Origin of the sequence: Streptomyces sp. NPDC102462 (genome assembly GCF_044765425.1) — a bacterium.
Lineage (GTDB): Bacteria > Actinomycetota > Actinomycetes > Streptomycetales > Streptomycetaceae > Streptomyces.
The window spans coordinates 145487-162173 of sequence record NZ_JBIWKB010000015.1; the positions used below are offsets into that span (position 1 = coordinate 145487).

16 protein-coding genes and 1 pseudogene are annotated in these 16687 nt (G+C 69.4%); 12 read left to right on the plus strand and 5 right to left on the minus strand.

All coding sequences use genetic code 11. The annotated features are described in order from the left end of the window. Positions 1-24 precede the first annotated feature (24 nt). On the plus strand, positions 25-684 hold the full coding sequence (locus tag ACIRFL_RS15890; RefSeq protein ID WP_404028616.1) for a TetR/AcrR family transcriptional regulator: 660 nt from the start codon (positions 25-27) through the stop codon (positions 682-684). Positions 685-815: 131 nt separating this feature from the next. Here ACIRFL_RS15890 and ACIRFL_RS15895 read toward each other — a convergent pair whose 3' ends face one another. Further along, the gene (locus ACIRFL_RS15895; RefSeq protein ID WP_404028619.1) at positions 816-1439 is read right to left on the minus strand and encodes a TetR/AcrR family transcriptional regulator; all 624 of its coding nucleotides are present in this window, start codon (positions 1437-1439) and stop codon (positions 816-818) included. Between the two features lie 39 nt (positions 1440-1478). Between ACIRFL_RS15895 and ACIRFL_RS15900 the strand changes: the two genes are divergently transcribed. The 7 genes and pseudogenes from ACIRFL_RS15900 to ACIRFL_RS15930 all read left to right on the plus strand — a co-directional run bounded on the left by ACIRFL_RS15900 (position 1479) and on the right by ACIRFL_RS15930 (position 10693). Next, complete coding sequence (locus ACIRFL_RS15900) at positions 1479-3575, plus strand: hydantoinase/oxoprolinase family protein (RefSeq protein WP_404028621.1); 2097 nt, start codon at positions 1479-1481, stop codon at positions 3573-3575. A gap of 11 nt (positions 3576-3586) precedes the next feature. Continuing rightward, entirely contained in the window at positions 3587-5938 is a 2352-nt protein-coding gene (locus ACIRFL_RS15905; protein ID WP_404028623.1) for a hydantoinase B/oxoprolinase family protein, read from the plus strand. Then, positions 5935-7374, plus strand: coding sequence for an aldehyde dehydrogenase (locus ACIRFL_RS15910; protein ID WP_404028626.1), 1440 nt, complete (start codon positions 5935-5937; stop codon positions 7372-7374). The genes ACIRFL_RS15905 and ACIRFL_RS15910 overlap by 4 nt, the downstream gene beginning before the upstream one ends. Positions 7375-7392: 18 nt before the next feature. Next, positions 7393-8208, plus strand: coding sequence for an alpha/beta fold hydrolase (locus tag ACIRFL_RS15915; protein ID WP_404028629.1), 816 nt, complete (start codon positions 7393-7395; stop codon positions 8206-8208). Between the two features lie 4 nt (positions 8209-8212). Next, entirely contained in the window at positions 8213-9082 is an 870-nt protein-coding gene (locus ACIRFL_RS15920; RefSeq protein ID WP_404028631.1) for a VOC family protein, read from the plus strand. A gap of 210 nt (positions 9083-9292) precedes the next feature. Then, entirely contained in the window at positions 9293-9853 is a 561-nt protein-coding gene (locus ACIRFL_RS15925; protein ID WP_404028634.1) for a hypothetical protein, read from the plus strand. Between the two features lies 1 nt (position 9854). Then, positions 9855-10693 (plus strand): annotated as a pseudogene (locus ACIRFL_RS15930) (FAD-dependent oxidoreductase). A 9-nt stretch (positions 10694-10702) separates the two neighbouring features. Here the strand turns inward: ACIRFL_RS15930 and ACIRFL_RS15935 are convergent. Then, on the minus strand, positions 10703-11266 hold the full coding sequence (locus ACIRFL_RS15935) for a TetR/AcrR family transcriptional regulator (RefSeq protein ID WP_404028678.1): 564 nt from the start codon (positions 11264-11266) through the stop codon (positions 10703-10705). 80 nt (positions 11267-11346) lie between these two features. On the opposite strand from ACIRFL_RS15935, the gene ACIRFL_RS15940 reads away from it, so the two are divergent. Further along, a complete protein-coding gene (locus tag ACIRFL_RS15940) occupies positions 11347-12396 on the plus strand; it encodes a zinc-binding dehydrogenase (RefSeq protein ID WP_404028637.1) in 1050 nt (349 codons plus the stop codon). Between the two features lie 388 nt (positions 12397-12784). Here ACIRFL_RS15940 and ACIRFL_RS15945 read toward each other — a convergent pair whose 3' ends face one another. Then, positions 12785-13363 carry a TetR/AcrR family transcriptional regulator gene (locus ACIRFL_RS15945; RefSeq protein WP_404028640.1) on the minus strand — a complete coding sequence of 193 codons (579 nt, stop codon included), beginning with the start codon at positions 13361-13363 and terminating at the stop codon, positions 12785-12787. Positions 13364-13442: 79 nt separating this feature from the next. On the opposite strand from ACIRFL_RS15945, the gene ACIRFL_RS15950 reads away from it, so the two are divergent. The 3 genes from ACIRFL_RS15950 to ACIRFL_RS15960 are packed head-to-tail and all read left to right on the plus strand — an operon-like array spanning position 13443 to position 14873. Next, positions 13443-14216 carry an oxidoreductase gene (locus tag ACIRFL_RS15950; RefSeq protein ID WP_404028643.1) on the plus strand — a complete coding sequence of 258 codons (774 nt, stop codon included), beginning with the start codon at positions 13443-13445 and terminating at the stop codon, positions 14214-14216. A gap of 20 nt (positions 14217-14236) precedes the next feature. Next, positions 14237-14605 (plus strand): VOC family protein, encoded by a 369-nt coding sequence (locus ACIRFL_RS15955; RefSeq protein WP_404028645.1) that lies wholly within the window; start codon positions 14237-14239, stop codon positions 14603-14605. Positions 14606-14657: 52 nt separating this feature from the next. Beyond that, positions 14658-14873, plus strand: coding sequence for a hypothetical protein (locus ACIRFL_RS15960; RefSeq protein ID WP_404028648.1), 216 nt, complete (start codon positions 14658-14660; stop codon positions 14871-14873). Between the two features lie 337 nt (positions 14874-15210). Here the strand turns inward: ACIRFL_RS15960 and ACIRFL_RS15965 are convergent, their stop codons facing one another. Beyond that, entirely contained in the window at positions 15211-16041 is an 831-nt protein-coding gene (locus ACIRFL_RS15965) for an alpha/beta fold hydrolase (protein ID WP_404028650.1), read from the minus strand. Then, positions 16038-16475 (minus strand): hypothetical protein, encoded by a 438-nt coding sequence (locus tag ACIRFL_RS15970; RefSeq protein WP_404028652.1) that lies wholly within the window; start codon positions 16473-16475, stop codon positions 16038-16040. Before ACIRFL_RS15970 ends, ACIRFL_RS15965 begins: the two co-directional genes overlap by 4 nt. Between the last annotated feature and the right edge of the window lie 212 nt (positions 16476-16687).

Genomic DNA, 16687 nt, shown 5'->3' on the forward strand with positions numbered 1-16687 from the left:
CTGCGCCGGACCTATCATGGGCCCATGGTGAAGGGAAACGACTCCGCATTGTCCGGTGCCGGCTCGGGCAGCCGCGATGTCATCCTCGATGCGGCGCGTAGCCTTGTCACAAGCCAGGGCTACGACGGCATGGCCATTTCGGACCTGTGCGCGCAGTCGGGGCTTCCGGCCAGCTCCATCTACTACCACTTCGGCAACAAGCTCGGTGTCCTCGCGGCACTGCTCGAGCGCACCTTCCAGGAACTGCACGCTCAATTCCCGAATCCGTCCTCGTTCCGTGGTCTCGAACCGCTTGAGCGCTTCGAGACATGGCTCACGACGGCGTGCGCATCCCTCGACCGGCGGCCCGACTACCTTCGGCTCCTGCTGGCCATCAGTGTCGGCCCGCACAAGGACACCGAGGTGGTGCGGAACACCGTGCGCCGTATCCGCGACTACGCCCATGCTTCATGGGTGGACGCACTCACCCCGGTCTTCGCTCCGCACGGCGGCGAAGAGAACGAGGCGTTCGTCCAGCAGTTGGCTGTCCTCGGGCGGGCCATGACCGACGGGCTCGCGGTCGCCAACAGCTTCGACGGCATGAGCTACAGCGCACACGTCGCACCGTTCGTCTCTCTGGTTCGCGGTCTCGCGGACCAGGGCGGCCGTGCGGTGGGAGTGACGTCCGACGTCGGCGGAGCGTGACGATCCGGGAGCGGACTCGGCGAGGCGGCAGTGGCCCCGGGCTTTCCGGGGCTGACCGGCTCATTCCAACCCCGTGCTGTCGCCAGGCCGTTCGAGCAGTGGCGCGCTGCCCATCAGCGACGCGCGGCGGCTCAGACGGTCTTGGTGTCGGCTGCGTCCGGCGCGGGCGCCGAGTCGACGCGTGCCTGGAGAAGTCCGTCGACGCCTCGTAGGAAGGTTTCGCAGACCAGTTCGGGGTCGAAGAGGCAGCCGGCCGCCATGGCGCCGTCCCTGAGCATGACGAAGTGCCGGGCGGCTGGGTCGGCGGGTGCGTCGCTGATGTGTGCCAGCAGCTCCGTGACCGTGTTCAGAAACCATGCGCGGTGGGCCAGGACGGCCTGGTGGACCGGGTGGCCGGCATCGGGATACTCGGCCACCGCATTGAGGAAGGCGCAGCCGCGGAAACCGGGGGACAGGATGCCCTCGGTGATGGATCTGGCGACGGCTCTGACCTTGTCGACGGCCGACTGGCTGCTCGCCTGAGCGGCGGCCACCTGTTCTCGGATCCCCTTGTCGGCCTGGTCGAGATACGCGAGGACAAGGTCTTCCTTGCCCGCGAAGTGCCGGTACAACGTGGCCCGGGTCACCTTCGCCTCCAGGACGATCCGGTCGATACCCACGGAGTGGATCCCCTCTGCGTAGAAGATCCTGGTTGCCGTGTTGAGCAGCCGCGCTCGCGCTTCGGAGGTGCTGCCGCCTGCTGTACTCGGACTCATGCCGACAGGGTACACAACCGGAAGGTAGAACGTTCGGTATTGACAAAGAGTACCGACGTGGGCGGCACGTTCACCGACGCCGTGGCCTCGGACGGTGCCGGCCGTATCGTCTCGGCCAAGACACCGACGACCCCGCCGCACCGCGAGGCCGGCGTCATGCGCGCGATCGAGGAGATCGCCGGCGAACTGGGCATCGGCGTCGGCGAACTGCTCTCGCGGACCGACTACATCGCCCACGGCACGACCGCGTCGATCAACGCCCTGGTCCAGGGGACGGTGGCCGACGTCGGACTCATCGCCACCAAGGGCCATCGGGACGCGATCTACATCATGAACGCCGAAGGGCGCACCCTGGGCCGGGCGGCCCACGAGATACAGGACACCCTCAGACAGCGCAAACCCACGCCGCTGATCCCGAAGCACCGGGCGCTTGAGGTCACCGAGCGGATCGACCACGCCGGCAAGGTGCTGATCCCCCTCGACGAGGACGAGGTGCGCAGCGTCGCGCAGTCCCTCGTGGACCAGGGCGTCGAGGCCATCGCCGTCTGCCTGCTGTGGTCGTTCAAGAACGCCGCGCATGAAAAGCGCGTCCGGGAACTGATCCACGAGATCGCCCCGGACATGTATGTCACGCTCTCCTCGGACGTCAGCCCGCGCATTCGCGAGTTCTCACGGACCTCCACGACGATCATGAACGCGCAGATCGGGCCGCGGCTGCGCATGTACCTGACCCCGTTGCAGAAGCAGTTGGAGGACAACGGGCTCAAGGGCCCGCTGCTGGTCATGCAGAGCGAGGGCGGGACCATCACGGCCGACCGGGCACCGGAGCAGGCCATCACCACCGTCGGTTCCGTCCTCTCCGGTGGCGTCATCGGCGGAATGCGCATGGCCGAGCAGCTGGGCCACCGCAACGTCATCACCACCGATGTCGGCGGAACGACCTTCCTGGCGGGGCTCATCGTCGACGGGGAACCGGTGATGGCACCGGGTTCCATCGTGAACCAGTTCCCGATCAACGCGGCGACCATCCGTGTGCACACCATTGGTTCCGGGGGCGGGGCGCTCGCCTCCGTCGACGCCGGCGGCAATCTGCGGCTGGGCCCGCAGAGCGCTGAGGCCGTCCCCGGTCCCGCCTGCTACGGCAACGGCGGCACTCGTCCCACCAACACCGACGCCAACCTCGTCCTCGGCATCCTCAGCCCGCACGGACTGCTCGGCGGCAGAAAGCCCCTGCGCATGGACCTGGCGCGCCAGGCGATCCGCGAACACGTGGCCGAACCACTCGGCCTCACCGTCGAAGAGGCCGCCATCGCCATCCACGAGGTGCAGAACGCGCAGGCGGGAGACCTGCTGCGCCGGGCCGTGGTACAGGCCGGCTACGACCCCCGTGACTTCGTCGCCTACGCCTTCGGCGGCGCCGGACCCGCCCACTGCGCCGGCTACTGCCAGGACCTCGGCGTGAGGGAGGTCGTTGTTCCCCTCGGCCCCGTCGCCTCCGCGTTCTCGGCCTACGGGCTCGCGGCCTCGGACATCGTCCTGAGCGCCGAACTCTCCGATCCCTCCTCCTTCCCGGTCGAGCACACGGTGCTGGAGTCCCACTACGCCCGGCTGGAAGCCGACCTGCGGCGCGCGCTCGACCGGCAGAAGGTGAAGTTCAAGGACGTGACCATGCAGCGTGAGGTCGACCTGCGCTATTCGATGCAGGTCAACGAGCTCGCGACCACCGTCCCGGACGGGGAGTTCACCGACCGCACCGGGCACGAGATCCTGGAGCGTTTCGAGGAACAGTACGAGCGCATCAACGGGTCGGGGGCCGGCTACCGCGAAGCCGGCGTGCAGGCGATCACCTACCGTGCCCGGGCCAAGGCCGGCCTCGGCTTCCCCGTCGTCCTGCCGGACATCGCGCTGGCCACCGGCGCCGACCCCGGCGACGCACTCCTTGAGAAACGCCACGTCTGCCTCGACTCGCAGATCGGTTTCGTACCCACCCCCGTCTACGACTACGCCCGGCTGCGTGCGGGCCACGAGATCACCGGACCGGCGATCGTCGATGTGCCGACCACCGTGGTCGTGGTTCCCGCCGGCGTGACCGGCCGTGTCGACCGTCTCGGCAACCTCGTACTGAGTTACCAGTGAGGACAGCTCCCATGACATCGAAGATCCCCGGGGCGGACGAGTTCACCAGCCGGCCCGTTCCGCGCGAGGACCTGCTGCGGCAGATTTCACCCTCCCTCCGGCTGCACCAGGTCGACGACGAGCAGGCCGACCGGGTCGACGCCCTGACCTACGAAGTCGTTCGGCACCGGCTGTGGGCCATCACCCAGGAGATGGGGGAGACACTGCGGCGGATGTCAGGTTCGCACGTCGTCACCGAGTCCAACGACTTCAACTTCTCCATCTGCGACGAGCTCGGCGAGCAGGTCCAGGTGGGCGCCTACAACATCGGCCTCATCGGGTCCATGGACCTGGCGATCGTCTGGACACTGCGCAACCGCAGCGACAACCCGGGCATCGAAGAGGGCGACATGTTCCTCTGCAACGACCCGTGGATCGGCGGCGGGCTGCACCAGAACGACGCGGCCGTCCTCGCCCCGATCTTCCACGAGGGCAAGCTGTTCGGCTGGACCACGGCCATCGCCCACCAGATCGACCTCGGCGGGCCGCGGCCGGGCTCCTTCAGCCCGTCGGCGCAGGACGTGTTCGGTGAGGCGGTGCCCACGCCGCCGATGAAGGTGGTCCGGGGCGGGGTGCTGCAGCGCGACGTCGCCGACGCCTGGGTCCGCAGATCACGCCTTCCCCACTTGGTCGGCCTCGACCTGCGTGCCAAGATCGCCGCGAACAAGAACGCGGCGGAGCAGGTCATCCGGCTCATCACCAAGTACGGCGCCGACACCGTCAAGGCCGTGATGCGCCGCATGATGGACGACGCCGAACGCCGGCTGCGGGCCAAGCTGAAGACCCTCCCCGACGGAACGTGGAGCGCGGTCGGCTACCAGGAGCAGTCACGGACCGGTGACCGCGACCTGCACGCCATCAAGGTCGCGATGACCAAGGAGGACGACCGGCTGATCTTCGACTTCCGGGGAACGGCCACGCAGACCGGCGTCATCAACTGCCCCTACCCCGGACTGCGGGCCGGGATCGTCTTCACGATGCTCCCCCTGCTGGCCGGGACCATCCCCTGGGCGGCGGGCGGACTGATGCGCTGCTTCGAGATCGTCACCGACGAGGACACCATCACCAACGCCTCTTTCCCGGCGGCCGTGGGCAAGGGGCCCTTCGGCCCGGCGTGGGGGTCGGGCAACCTGGTCGCCGAGGTCATCGCCAGGATGCTGGACGCCGAGCCCGACCACCGCACCGACGTGCAGTCGATCTGCAACGGCACCACGGACCTGTGCGTGGTGTCCGGCGTCGATGTCCGAGGGGGCGGCCACAAGGGCTTCGTCTCACCTGTGTTCGACGTCATGGCCGGCGGCTACGGGGCCCAGGTGCATCACGACGGCGTCGACACCGGCGGCCGGCTCATCATCCCCTCTGCCCGGGCACCTGACGTGGAGATGACCGAATACCTCTACCCTCTGGTCGCCCTGTGGCGACGGGAGCAGACCGACTCCGGCGGACCGGGCCGGCAGCGTGGCGGGATGAGCGGATCCGTCTGCTACGTGCAGCACCCGGACCAGACCGGGACGCTGTCCCTGGTCGTCTCCGGCACGGGCAAGGTCGCGAACCAGAACGTCGGCCTGGCCGGGGGACACCCGGGCAACTCCCAGCTCGACCTGGTCGTGCGGGGCATCGACGCGCCCCAGCTCGCCGGTGCGACGGCGATACCTGCCGACCTGCACGAACTCGGTGGCGACAGCGAGGTGCTGCCCTGCGAGGGCGAGTCGCACCTCGGCTCCGGTGACGCGCTCTACCTGCACTGGCAGGCGGGCGGCGGCTACGGCGACCCCCTGCTCCGCCGGGCCGACAGCGTGCGCGACGACGTACTCCAGATACGCGTGTCGGCAGACGCCGCGCGCGATGTCTATGGCGTCGTGCTCGCCGAGGACGGTGACGTGGACGTGACCGCCACGGACGAGATGCGCACGAAGCTGCGGCAGCGCCGCGCCGCAGACGCCGGACTGTCCGGCACCCGGCTCGCGCCGATCGGCATGCCGAGCCCGGGCGGGGCGCGCCGTCTCGACGACAACCTCGCGCTCATGGAGTCGTCCGAGGGCGGGACGGTGGTGTGTGTCCACTGCGGCACCGAGATCGGGCCGCTCGCCGGGGGCACCTTCGTCGAGCACCTGGCCCGCCGCGACGCGGCACCGACCGAGGCGGGCCCGCACATCTGGCACGGCCCGTCCGTCTACGTCGACACCGAAGTCGTCTTCCGGCAGCTGTTCTGCCCGGGGTGCCTGACCGCGGTCAATTCCCGTGTCGTGCCGGTCGATCACCCTCTGCCCTACGGCGACTACCGGAGCTGGGCGTCAGCTCAGCAACCGAAGGAGACCATGTGAACCCGCACCATCACGCGCTTTTCATCGGGGGCCGGTGGGTGGCACCCGCGTCCGACGGGAGGATCACGGTCCTCGGCGCGAGCACCGAGGCGGTACTCGGCAGCGTGCCGGACGGCAGTGAAAAGGACATGGACGCGGCCGTGGCCGCTGCCCGAGCCGCCTTCGACGACCCCGACGGCTGGGCCGCCTGGGAGCCGGCGCGACGGGCGGACGCCCTCTACTGTCTCGCCGAGGCGCTTGAGCGGCGGGTCGAGGACATCACGCGTGTCGTGAGCGCCCAGAACGGCATGACGATCGGTCTGGCACAGCAGGTCGAGGGCGCTCTGCCGGCCATCCTGCTGCGCTACTACGCGGATCTGATCCGCAACGACCCGGGAGAGGCGGTGCGCGAAGGCATGCTCGGAGCGCCCGTCCACGTCCGGCGGGAACCGCTGGGCGTGGTGGCGGCAATCGTGCCCTGGAACGCTCCGCAGCTGCTGTCCGCGACGAAGTACGCGCCCGGCCTGGCAGCGGGGTGCACCTTTGTGCTGAAGCCGTCCCCGGAGACCGTGCTCGACTCGGTTCTCTTCGCGGAGGCCGTCGAGGAAGCAGGCCTGCCGCCCGGCGTCGTCAACGTCGTCCCGGCGGGCCGCGAGGTCGGCGCCTACCTGGTCTCCCATCCCCACATCGACAAGGTGGCCTTCACCGGTTCCACCGCGGCGGGTCGGCAGATCGCCGCGACCTGCGGCACCCTCCTGCGCCCGGTCACACTGGAGCTCGGTGGCAAGTCGGCGGCCGTCATCCTCGACGACGTCGACCTCGGTACGGCGATCGGCGAGCCGTTCGTCCAGGCGACGCTGCTGGCGAACGGCCAGGCATGCTTCGCCAGCACCCGCATCCTGGCTCCGCGCAGCCGGTACGACGAGGTCGTCGACGCGGTGTCGTCCTTGGTCGGTGATCTGACGGTCGGAGACCCCCTGGACCCCACGACGCAGATCGGCCCGATGGCGAGCGCGCGTCAGCGTGAACGGGTCGAGGGATACATCGAGAAGGGCAGGGCCGAAGGCGCCCGGCTGGTCGTGGGCGGCTCCCGTCCGGATGCGGAGAAGGGCTACTACGTCACGCCGACCGTGTTCGCCGACGTCGACAACGCACAGACCATCGCCCGTGAGGAGATCTTCGGCCCGGTGCTGTCGGTCATCCCCTACACCGACGAGGACGATGCCGTACGCATCGCCAACGACTCGGAATACGGCCTCGGCGGCACCGTGTGGACGAACGACGACGAGCGCGGCATGCGAGTTGCACGGCGAATGCACACCGGAACAGTCGGACTGAACCACTACACGGTCGATCCGGCGGCGCCGTTCGGCGGGGTCAAGTCCAGTGGGCTGGGCCGGGAGTTCGGGCCGGAGGCGCTGCTCAACTACCAGCAGGTCAAGTCGATTTACACATAGAGGAGAAGGTGGTTCGCAGTGACGAGTACGCTGGACGCCGGAGACGCGCGGTTGTCGTACACCGACGTCGGTTCGGGCAGCCCGGTCGTGTGGCTGCACGGCTCGGGCCCGGGGGCCACGGGCATGAGCAACTTCGGCGGCAACCTGGCGGCCTTCGAGGACTACCGGAACATCGTGGTGGACCTCCCCGGCTGGGGGAGCTCCCCGCGGCCCGCGACGGACGAGCCCCTGATCTTTCACGCCGCGGAACGTGTCTGCCGCGCGATGACAGCGCTGGGAATCGAGCGCGCCCACCTGGTGGGCAACTCCTACGGTGGAGCGGTCGCGATGCGCATCGCGATGCGCCACCCCGACCGGGTGGACCGGCTCGTCCTGATGGCTCCCGGCGGGGTTCTCCCGGCGGACGCACCGCCGTGGCCCGTCGGCCTCGACCGCCTCTTCTCCTATATGGCGGCCGAGGAACCTTCGCGTGAAGCCATGGCCGAGTTCGTACGGCTGATGGTGTTCGACGAGGGCCTGGCCACCGAGTCCCTCATCGATGAGCGATATGAGGCGAGTCTGAGGGCTCACCCGGAATTGCCGATCCCCCCGAACTTCGGCGACCTGACTCCCGACCTGCCGCTTGTCGCCGCACCCACCCTGCTCGTCTGGGGGCGGGAGGACCAGACCGTTCCGCTGGCCTGGGCACCGAAGATCCTTGAGGGCATCCCCCATGCGGAACTCCGCGTGCTGCCGCACTGCCGGCACTGGGTGCAGTACGAGCGTGCACCCGAGTTCAATCACATCGTTCGCGAGTTTCTGCAGGGCGGAGCAGCCGCCGTGGCGGAGGGATGAAACCGTGGGTATCCGCAAACTGGGTTACGTCGGACTCCACGTCACCGACCTCGACGCCTGGACCGAACTGCTCGGTCGTACGCTGGGAATCGGAGTCACCACGGCGAAGTCCGGCACCGACGACGTCGCTCTGGCCGAACTCGACGAGTTCAAGTACCGCCTGGCCCTCTACCCCTCCACTGAGGACAGCCCGCGAGAGATGGGCTGGATCGTCGACACGCCGGGCGAACTCGACCGGCTCACCCAGCGGCTCACCGACGCGGGTTTCACCGTCAAGGACGGTACGGCGGAGGAGATGCGGCTGCGCGGAGCCACCCGCCTGCGCTGGTTCACCGACCCGGTCGGGTACCGGGTCGAGTTGGCGGTCGGCGAAGCCAGGACGCGCACCAGCGTCACTCGGCCGGACGGGACGAATCCTGGTGCCACCGGCCTCGGCCACGTCGTGCTGGCCAGTCCCAACCTCGCCGAACTGCGCGAACTCTACGAGTCGGTACTGGAGTTCAGGCTGACCGACTACCGCGCTCCCGGGCTGTTCTTCTTCCGCTGCAATACGACCCACCACAGCATCGCGCTCGCGAACGCGGACACGCCGTCGATTCACCACCTTGAGTTCGAGTACGGCTCGCTCGACGACGTCGGACGAGCGTACGACCGGGCCCGGGTCAACGGAGCGCCGATCTCGATCAGCCTCGGCCGGCACATGAACGACAAGGCGATCTCGTTCTATGTGCGGAACCCCAGTGGGTTCCACCTGGAGATCGGCTGCGGCGGAATCGAGGTCGGCGAAGACTGGGTGCCGCACGACTTCGGTGTCTCGGACGTGTGGGGACACCATCACGCCGGCGCGAACCCGTTCGCCTCCCCGAGGCCGTGACGAGCGCTCCTATGGGAGGGAGAACGTTCTGTCTTGACAGTCGGGCGCGCTGCCGCCATGCTGTTGTGACAGAACGGTCGTTCTTCCGGCCGTCCAAGCCGACCGGGACCTGATGCGAGGCCGGTGCCACCGCCCCGTGCGGACCCCCCGTCCCCGGGGCTCGGCGGGACGTGCCGGGCGCATCCCTCCTTGTCCATCGAAAGGATCACCGTGAGCACTCTTGCTGCTCCGTCCGGCATCGCCGGCACCGCCTCTGCTCTGCGGCGGCTGTACTTCGTCCGGTTCGCGTTCGCCATCGTCTGGGCCCTTGTGATGTTCACGATGGCCTCGGAGATCAGTCCGGTCGCGGCCGTGCTGCTGGTGCTGTATCCGCTGTTCGACGTGGGTGCGGCCGTCGTCGACGCCAGGGCTTCGCGTCGTACGGGATCGCCTGTGCTGCTGTATGTGAATGTGGCCGTCAGCCTGGTCACGGCCGTCGGTGTGGGTGTCGCCTGTGCGTCCGGTATCCCGGCGGTGCTGCGGGTGTGGGGGGCCTGGGCGGTCGTGGCCGGTCTGGTCCAGTTGATCGTGGCTGTTCCCCGTCGTGCGATGGGCGGCCAGTGGCCGATGATCCTCAGCGGTGGCATCTCGGTCCTGGCCGGGGCGTCGTTCATCGCGTCGGCCGGCGCGGACGAGCCCACCCTCACCAGTGCGTTCGGCTACGCCATCCCCGGCGCCATCTTCTTCCTCATCTCGGCCCTGCGCCTGGGCCACGCCGCAAAGGGCGACTGACATGAGTTATGACGTCATTGTGATCGGCGCGGGCCGGTCGGTGAGAACGTCGCCGACCGGGTGGTGCGGGGCGGGCTGAGCGCGGCCATGGTCGAGCGGGAACTGGTCGGCGGTGAGTGCTCCTACTGGGCCAGCATGCCGACCAAGGCACTGCTGCGGAACACGTCCGCACTCCGGGCGGCCCGGCAGGTGCCCGGATCCCGTGAGGCGGTGACCGGGGACCTGGACGTGGCAGCCGTGCTGCGCCGCCGTGACTCCTTCGCCTCGCACTGGAAGGACGACGGTCAGGTGTCCTGGCTCGACTCGGCCGGAATCACGTTGTACCGGGGCCAGGGACGGATCAGTTCCGACCGGGCCGTCGAGGTGACTGGCGAGGACGGCGCCACGACATCCCTGACCGCGCGGCACGCGGTGGCGGCGTGGTGGCGTCGGAGATGGCGACGGCGTTCGCCGCCCTGGGGTCGTCGGTGACGATGCTGGCCCGTGACCGTGTCCTGCCGCTTGCGGAGCCGTTCACCGGTGAACGGGTCACCGAGTCGCTGCGGAAGGCCGGTGTCTCGGTGCTCCTCGGCGCGGAGGCGAACTTCTCGTCGCCATCGGACGTACGCCCAACACCCAGGACATCGGCCTCGACACCGTCGGCCTGACACCGGGTACGTGGCTCACGGTGGACGACACGCTGCGCGTGGTCGCAGACGACGGGGCGCCGGCGGCCGGCTGTACGCCGCGACGATCGCGATCGTCGGAGAGGTTCCGCTGGACCGGCTGTGGCACGCGGTTCCGGCGTACCCCCCGGTCAGCGAGGTGTGGCTAAGGCTGCTGGAAGCGTACGGCCGCTGACCGCCCGGGTCACGGGCTCGGACGGCGCGGCACACCCGCTCGTACGAGGGCCCGTGCGAGGTCGGTGCTCTGCGGAAGAGCGTCGAGCGGGAGCGGACGCATGGCCAGGGCGCCCTCGTGCAGCACGAGGAGCTGGGCGGCGAGGGCGGCGGGGTCCGGGCAGCCCGCCCTGGCGGCGAGTTCCTGGAACAGCTGCAACAGCCAGAGTTTCTGCTCCGCGGCGACCTGGTGCGCGGGGTGCGAGGGATCGGGGAGTTCGGCCAGTGCGTTGATGAACGCGCATCCGCGGGTGTTTGTCTCGCTCCAGATCCGTAGCGTGTCGAAGGGCGAGGTGACGGCCTCGACGGGGTCGTCGCACGCGTCGACTGCGGCGCGGACGAGCGACCGCCAGCGCCGGTCGCGTTCCGTCAGGTAGGCCGCCACGAGGCAGTCCTTCGACCCGAACTGGTTGTACAGAGTGCGCTTGGTCACGCCCGAGTGCTCGGCGATCAGATCCACGCCGACCGCTGTGATGCCGCGGTTGTAGAACAGCTCCTCGGCGGCCGCCACGATGCGGCGGCCGGCCGGTGTCATGGGCCGCATCGGCCTCCTTCACTGATCGGTGTACCGTGGTCGATGTTCACAGATCAGTATACCTCTGGGGAGTTCTGGTGATGGGTGTACCCGAGACCATGCGAGCGGTACGGATCGTGGAGCACGGAGGGCCAGAGGCCCTTGAGATGGCGGAGGTGACGGTGCCTGCCCCGCGGGCGGGGGAGGCGCTGGTCCGGGTCGCCGCGGTGGCGTTGAACAACACCGACCTATGGACGCGGGAGGGTGCCTACGGCCGCCCGGGAGACCCGGAGGCACGGTCGGGCTGGCGGGGCCCGATCGACTTCCCGCGTATCCAGGGCGCCGACGTGGCCGGCCGGGTGGTGGCGGTCGGCGCCGACGTGGACGGGAGCCTCGTCGGTCGCCGTGTGGTCGTCGACCCCGCCGTCTACGACACCGATGGGCCGGACGCGAACCCCGTGGGCCTGATGGGAAGCGAACGCGACGGCGGGTACGCCGAGTACGTGACCGCGCCGGCGGAACGTGTGCACGACGTGACGGAATCCCCGCTCACGGACGATCAGCTCGCGTCGTTGCCGACCGCCTACGGCACGGCGCTGGGCATGATCGAGCGGGGCCGGCTGCGCGGGGGAGAGACCGTCCTGGTGTCGGGAGCGTCGGGCGGCGTGGGCCTCGCACTGGTACAGATCGCCCGGGCACGCGGCGCGAGGGTGCTCGCCCTCAGCAGCGGATCGAAGCTCGACACGGTGCGCGACGCAGGCGCGCACGAAGTCCTCGACCGTGCCCGGGACATCGGCGAGCAGATCCGCACCGCCGCCCCGGACGGTATCGACGTCGCGCTCGACGTCGTCGCCGGAGATCTGGTGAGCGAAGGCCTGCCGCTGCTGCGCGAAGGCGGCCGATGGGTCATCGCCGGCGCTCTCGGCGGATACGACGTGGCCTTCGATGTACGCCGTCTCTACCTGCACAACGTCCAGCTGATCGGCTCCACGATGCACACGCCCACGCACTTCCGCCTCCTCATGGACCTGGCCCGCCGGGCCGACATCCAGCCCGTCATTGCCGCAACGTTCCCCCTCGACCAGGCCGCTCAGGCGCAGGAGGAGCTGGCCCGCCGGTGCCACGTGGGGAAGATCGTCATGCACCCCTGACCGTGTCTTCGACGCGCCACGGTGGGAAGTACGGCGCGCCGAAGCGACAGGTGCCTGAGCGGTCACGGACACCGGTGCTTCTTGACGCGAGTGCGGCAGTTCGGGAACGGGACTCCACCTGGGATCCCGTTCAGGTGTAGCGCCGGATCCTCGAGCGGCAGCCGCCGATGCCGCCTACCCGCGCGACATCGAGGAACTGCTGATGACGCACCCGGCGGTTTCGCTGGTCGCCGGCGCTCGGTGTCCCGCATCTGGAATTCCGCGACTCCTTGCCGTTGACCGCGACCGGCGCGATCCGTATGCGGGAGATCTGACGGCGGACGATGTCAACGGAGACAGTACGTTTCCTGCCTCAAGTGTGTCGGCCCGAGTACCGCCAGAGAGGCGTTCAGGTTGCCCGTGGGGCGCCGTAGCGCAGGCCGTCGAAGAGGAGGGCGGTGATCTGGCGGGCCTCGGCCTGCCAGCCTTCCGTGGCACGCATTCCGCAGATGCCGCCCAGGGCGCGCAGCAGGGTGGGCCCGGAGACGCCGTCGCGGACGGTGCCGGCCGCAGCGCCTGCGTCGAGCAGTTGGTCGAGCGCGTTCGCCATGTGGGTGCGGGCGTTCTCGAAGACCGGTGAGTCGGTCGCCATGATGCTCTCCAGGGCGACGGCCATTCCCTTGCCCACGGCTGCGTGGTCCACGAGCAGCAGGAGGAAGCGCCGCAGGGCCTCGTCCGGGGCGTGCCGGCTCAGGAGCTTTGCCGGTGCGGTGCACAGTTCGTCGACTTCCTTTCGGTAGACCTCCTCGACGAGGGCTTCCCGTGTCTCGAAGTGGCGATAGAGCGTCCCGATGGCCACCCCCGCCCTGCGGGCGATCTGCTCGACGTGCGCGTCGGTGTCGCCGCTGAGGAAGGCCTCCCGTGCTGCGGACAGAAGCGCCTCGCGGTTACGTCGGGCATCGGCGCGCAGCGGACGTGATGACGGCAACAGAACCTCCTTAAGGTGAGTCAGACTCCGGTTGTGTACTCTTTCCGGAGTCAGACTCATCTTACTGAGGAGCAGACTCATGACGGTTCCGGCAGAAGGACTGGATGGGCTTCGCGTGCTGGTCACCGGTGGCAGCCGGGGCCTGGGCGAAGCGACGGCCCGCCGCTTCGCCGCGGCGGGTGCGACCGTGCTGACAACCTCGCGGGGCACGCCGCGGGAGGACCTGCCGGCCACGTTCATCCCCGCCGACCTCTCCACGGAGCAGGGTGTGGCCGAACTCGGCCGACAGGTCATCGACCGTGTGGGCGGGGTGGACGTGCTCGTGAACAACGCGGCCGCGGCGAGCGCCCCAGCGCCGACCCTGAGCCGGTCGGACGAGTCCTGGCGCGCGGACCTGGAGATGAACCTCCTCAGCGCCGTGCGCCTGGACCGGGCCCTGGTGCCTGGGATGGTCGAGCGGGGGTCCGGTGTCGTCGTGCATGTGTCCTCGATCGCGAGCCGCCTGCCGCAGCGCACAGAGGCGTCCTACGCCGCCGCGAAGGCGGCACTCAACGCCTACAGCCGGGAACTGGCGACGGAGGTGGGCGAACATGGGGTGCGCGTGGTGTGCGTCCTTCCGGGTTTCGTCGTCACCGAAGGTGCTACCGCGCACCTCCAGCACCTCGCCGATCGTCAGGGCATCGGCATCGACGAGGTGAAGCAACAGATCGTGGATCACCTCAAGGTGCCCATGGGCCGCCCCGGTGATCCCGAGGACGTCGCCGAGATGATCGCCTTCCTCGCTTCGGGACGCGCCAAGTGGCTTACGGGAGCGCAGTTCCGCGTCGACGGCGGCATCATCCCGGCGGTCTGAGCACCCAGAGAGGTCAGCCTGTGAACATCATTCTGAGTTCCGTGATCATCGATGCCGCCGAACCGGAGGAAGAGAGCGCCTTCTGGCATCGGCTGCTCGGCGGTTCGATCACTCGGACACCGACCCACCACTTCATTCAGGCCGCCGGTTTCCCGGTGCTCGTGATCCAGTCGGCCCCAGCCCATGTCGCCCCGGACTGGCCGGACGGCACCCCCCAGCAGATGCATCTGGACTTCTCTGTCGACGAGCTCGCCACCGCTGACCGCGTGGCCACAGAAGCCGGCGCCATCCGGCTGCGGCCCACCGGCGACGTCCATCCGGGATCAGAGAAGGGCAGCAGGGTCTACGCCAGCCCCGCCGGACACCCGTTCTGCCTGAGGTCAGCCTGAGCACCGGACACCCACCTGCGCTGTGGCAGGTACTCATGCGCCGGGTACGGCGGTGCAGAACCCTGTGCTGTTCGGGACCACATCGCAGGGAGAGCAGGAACAGCGTGCGGTCGTCTCGCAGATGGCCGCGGTTGTCCGGAACAGCTATCCCGCCGACCTCGTCGCCGGGATGGCGAGTCTGCTCCCCGAGGTGGATGCCACCGAGATCACCGATGCCTACGGCGCGGACAACGCGGTGCACATGCACCACGCACTCGCGGCGGGGTGACATCACGGTTCCCGTCGAGTTGTGGCACGGTGCCCTCGACCGCGGTTCGTCATCGACCGGCCCCGCGTTCGACTGCGGGTCTGGACATGGCAGACCTCGCGGACGAGCGCTTCAGCGTGATCGCCCGTGACGTCCACGACGTCGGCTGTCTGCTGCCCCCTCCATGGCTGACGACTGATCGCCCCGGCACCCGTGACGGAGCAGGGTGTCGGGGAAGGACCCGGCTCCCGCGACCGTGCGGGAGTCCGGGTGTGAGGGATTCTGCGGGCCGCGCGGGCGGGGCTGTTCTTCGCTGCCCGGCATCGGTAGGAGGGGGCGGAGGTAGGGGGAAGAGGCGTCACTGTTCCAGGAAGCGGATGACGGACTGACGGTAGCGTTGCGGTTGTTCGGCGTCGATGAGGTGGCCCGCACCGTCGACGGTCACCAGCGTGGAGTCGGGGAGCACTTCGTCGTACTCGCCGGCGATGCCCGGGTTCTTGTAGTCGCAGGTGCCGCGCAGGATGAGCACCGGCACGCGGATGTGGCGCAGCGCGGGGCGCGGGTCGGGCACGGTGAGTTGGTCGGCTGTGGTGAGCTGGTTGGCGTAGAAGCCCGGTACGGATGCCGGAAGATCGTGCAGTGGCCGGCTGGGGTGGCAGGTGGCCGCCGGGGCCGTGATCGCAAGGAGCCGGGCGAAGACGGCGTCGAGTTCGGCGTCGGAGACCAGGGCGTGTGCGGCGCGCGGGCTTGCCTCCATCAGCAGGGACCATGCCAGCAGCCGGGGCTTCGCCTGGAGCGAGTCGAGACGGCGCTGCTGATCGGCGGTGAGCCGGTCCCAGATGTCGCCCTCGGCCCGGTCCTTCCACGCCGGAGCCCACAGCGCCCCGGGCGAGGTGAGCACCATCCGGGCCACCCGGGCGGGGTGGGCGGCGAGGTATTCCGTGGCCAGCGTGGCACCCCAGGAGGCGCCAAGGAGCACCACGCGGTCGGCGCCGATGCGGGCGCGTACGGCATCGAGATCGGCGACCTGCCGGGCCACCGTGTAGCCGGTCGGATCGGCGAGTCGGCCGGAGCGGCCTGAGCCCAACTGGTCGTAGGAGTAGACGTCGTAACCGCGGGCGGCGAGTTGCTTCTCCAGCGGAGCCGGTCCGTCGCCGGGGGTGCCGGGGCCGCCGTGCAGCACGATCACCGGGGTCGGGCGTGGGTGCCGTGGGCGCGGAGCAGGGTGTAGGCCAGGCGTGATCCGGTCGGCAGGCTCCAGTGGCCGGTGGGCCGGGAGCGGGGCTGCGGGGGAGTCTCACCGAGGGGCTGGAGCACCGTCACGTAGGCCGCGGCCGAGGTGGCCACGAGGACGGCCGTCGTGGTCAGGGCGGTGACGGCCGGCCGTCGTACACCCGCGTACACCAGCGGCGCGCAGCTCATGACCAGCGCGGCGATCGCGGCCGCGGCGAGCAGCGCGAGGTCGGCGGTGACCGTGGCGGTCGCCCATACGGCCGCCGTCGCGGCGACGGGCGCGATGAGGACGCCCAGCAGGACGAGCAGGGAACGGCCGATGAGGCGCAGGGCACATCGGTGGCGCCGCCCGATCTGGTGTTCTGTGGAGGGGAGTTGAGTTGTCGTCATACGGCGATGCTGCGGTCGTCGGCCGGTCGGTGGCGTCCGCCGTCGCGGACCGTCCGGGTCCCCGTGCGGGCGGATGCGATGTCCGCCCGCAGGCGGACGCGAGCGCCCCGGGCGGTCTCTAGTGTCTCGTGATCCTGTTCATGGAACCTGAGGCTTCTGTGATCGTTGAGTCAGGTATGGATCTCTCCTCTGAACAGATGGCAGAACTGCGG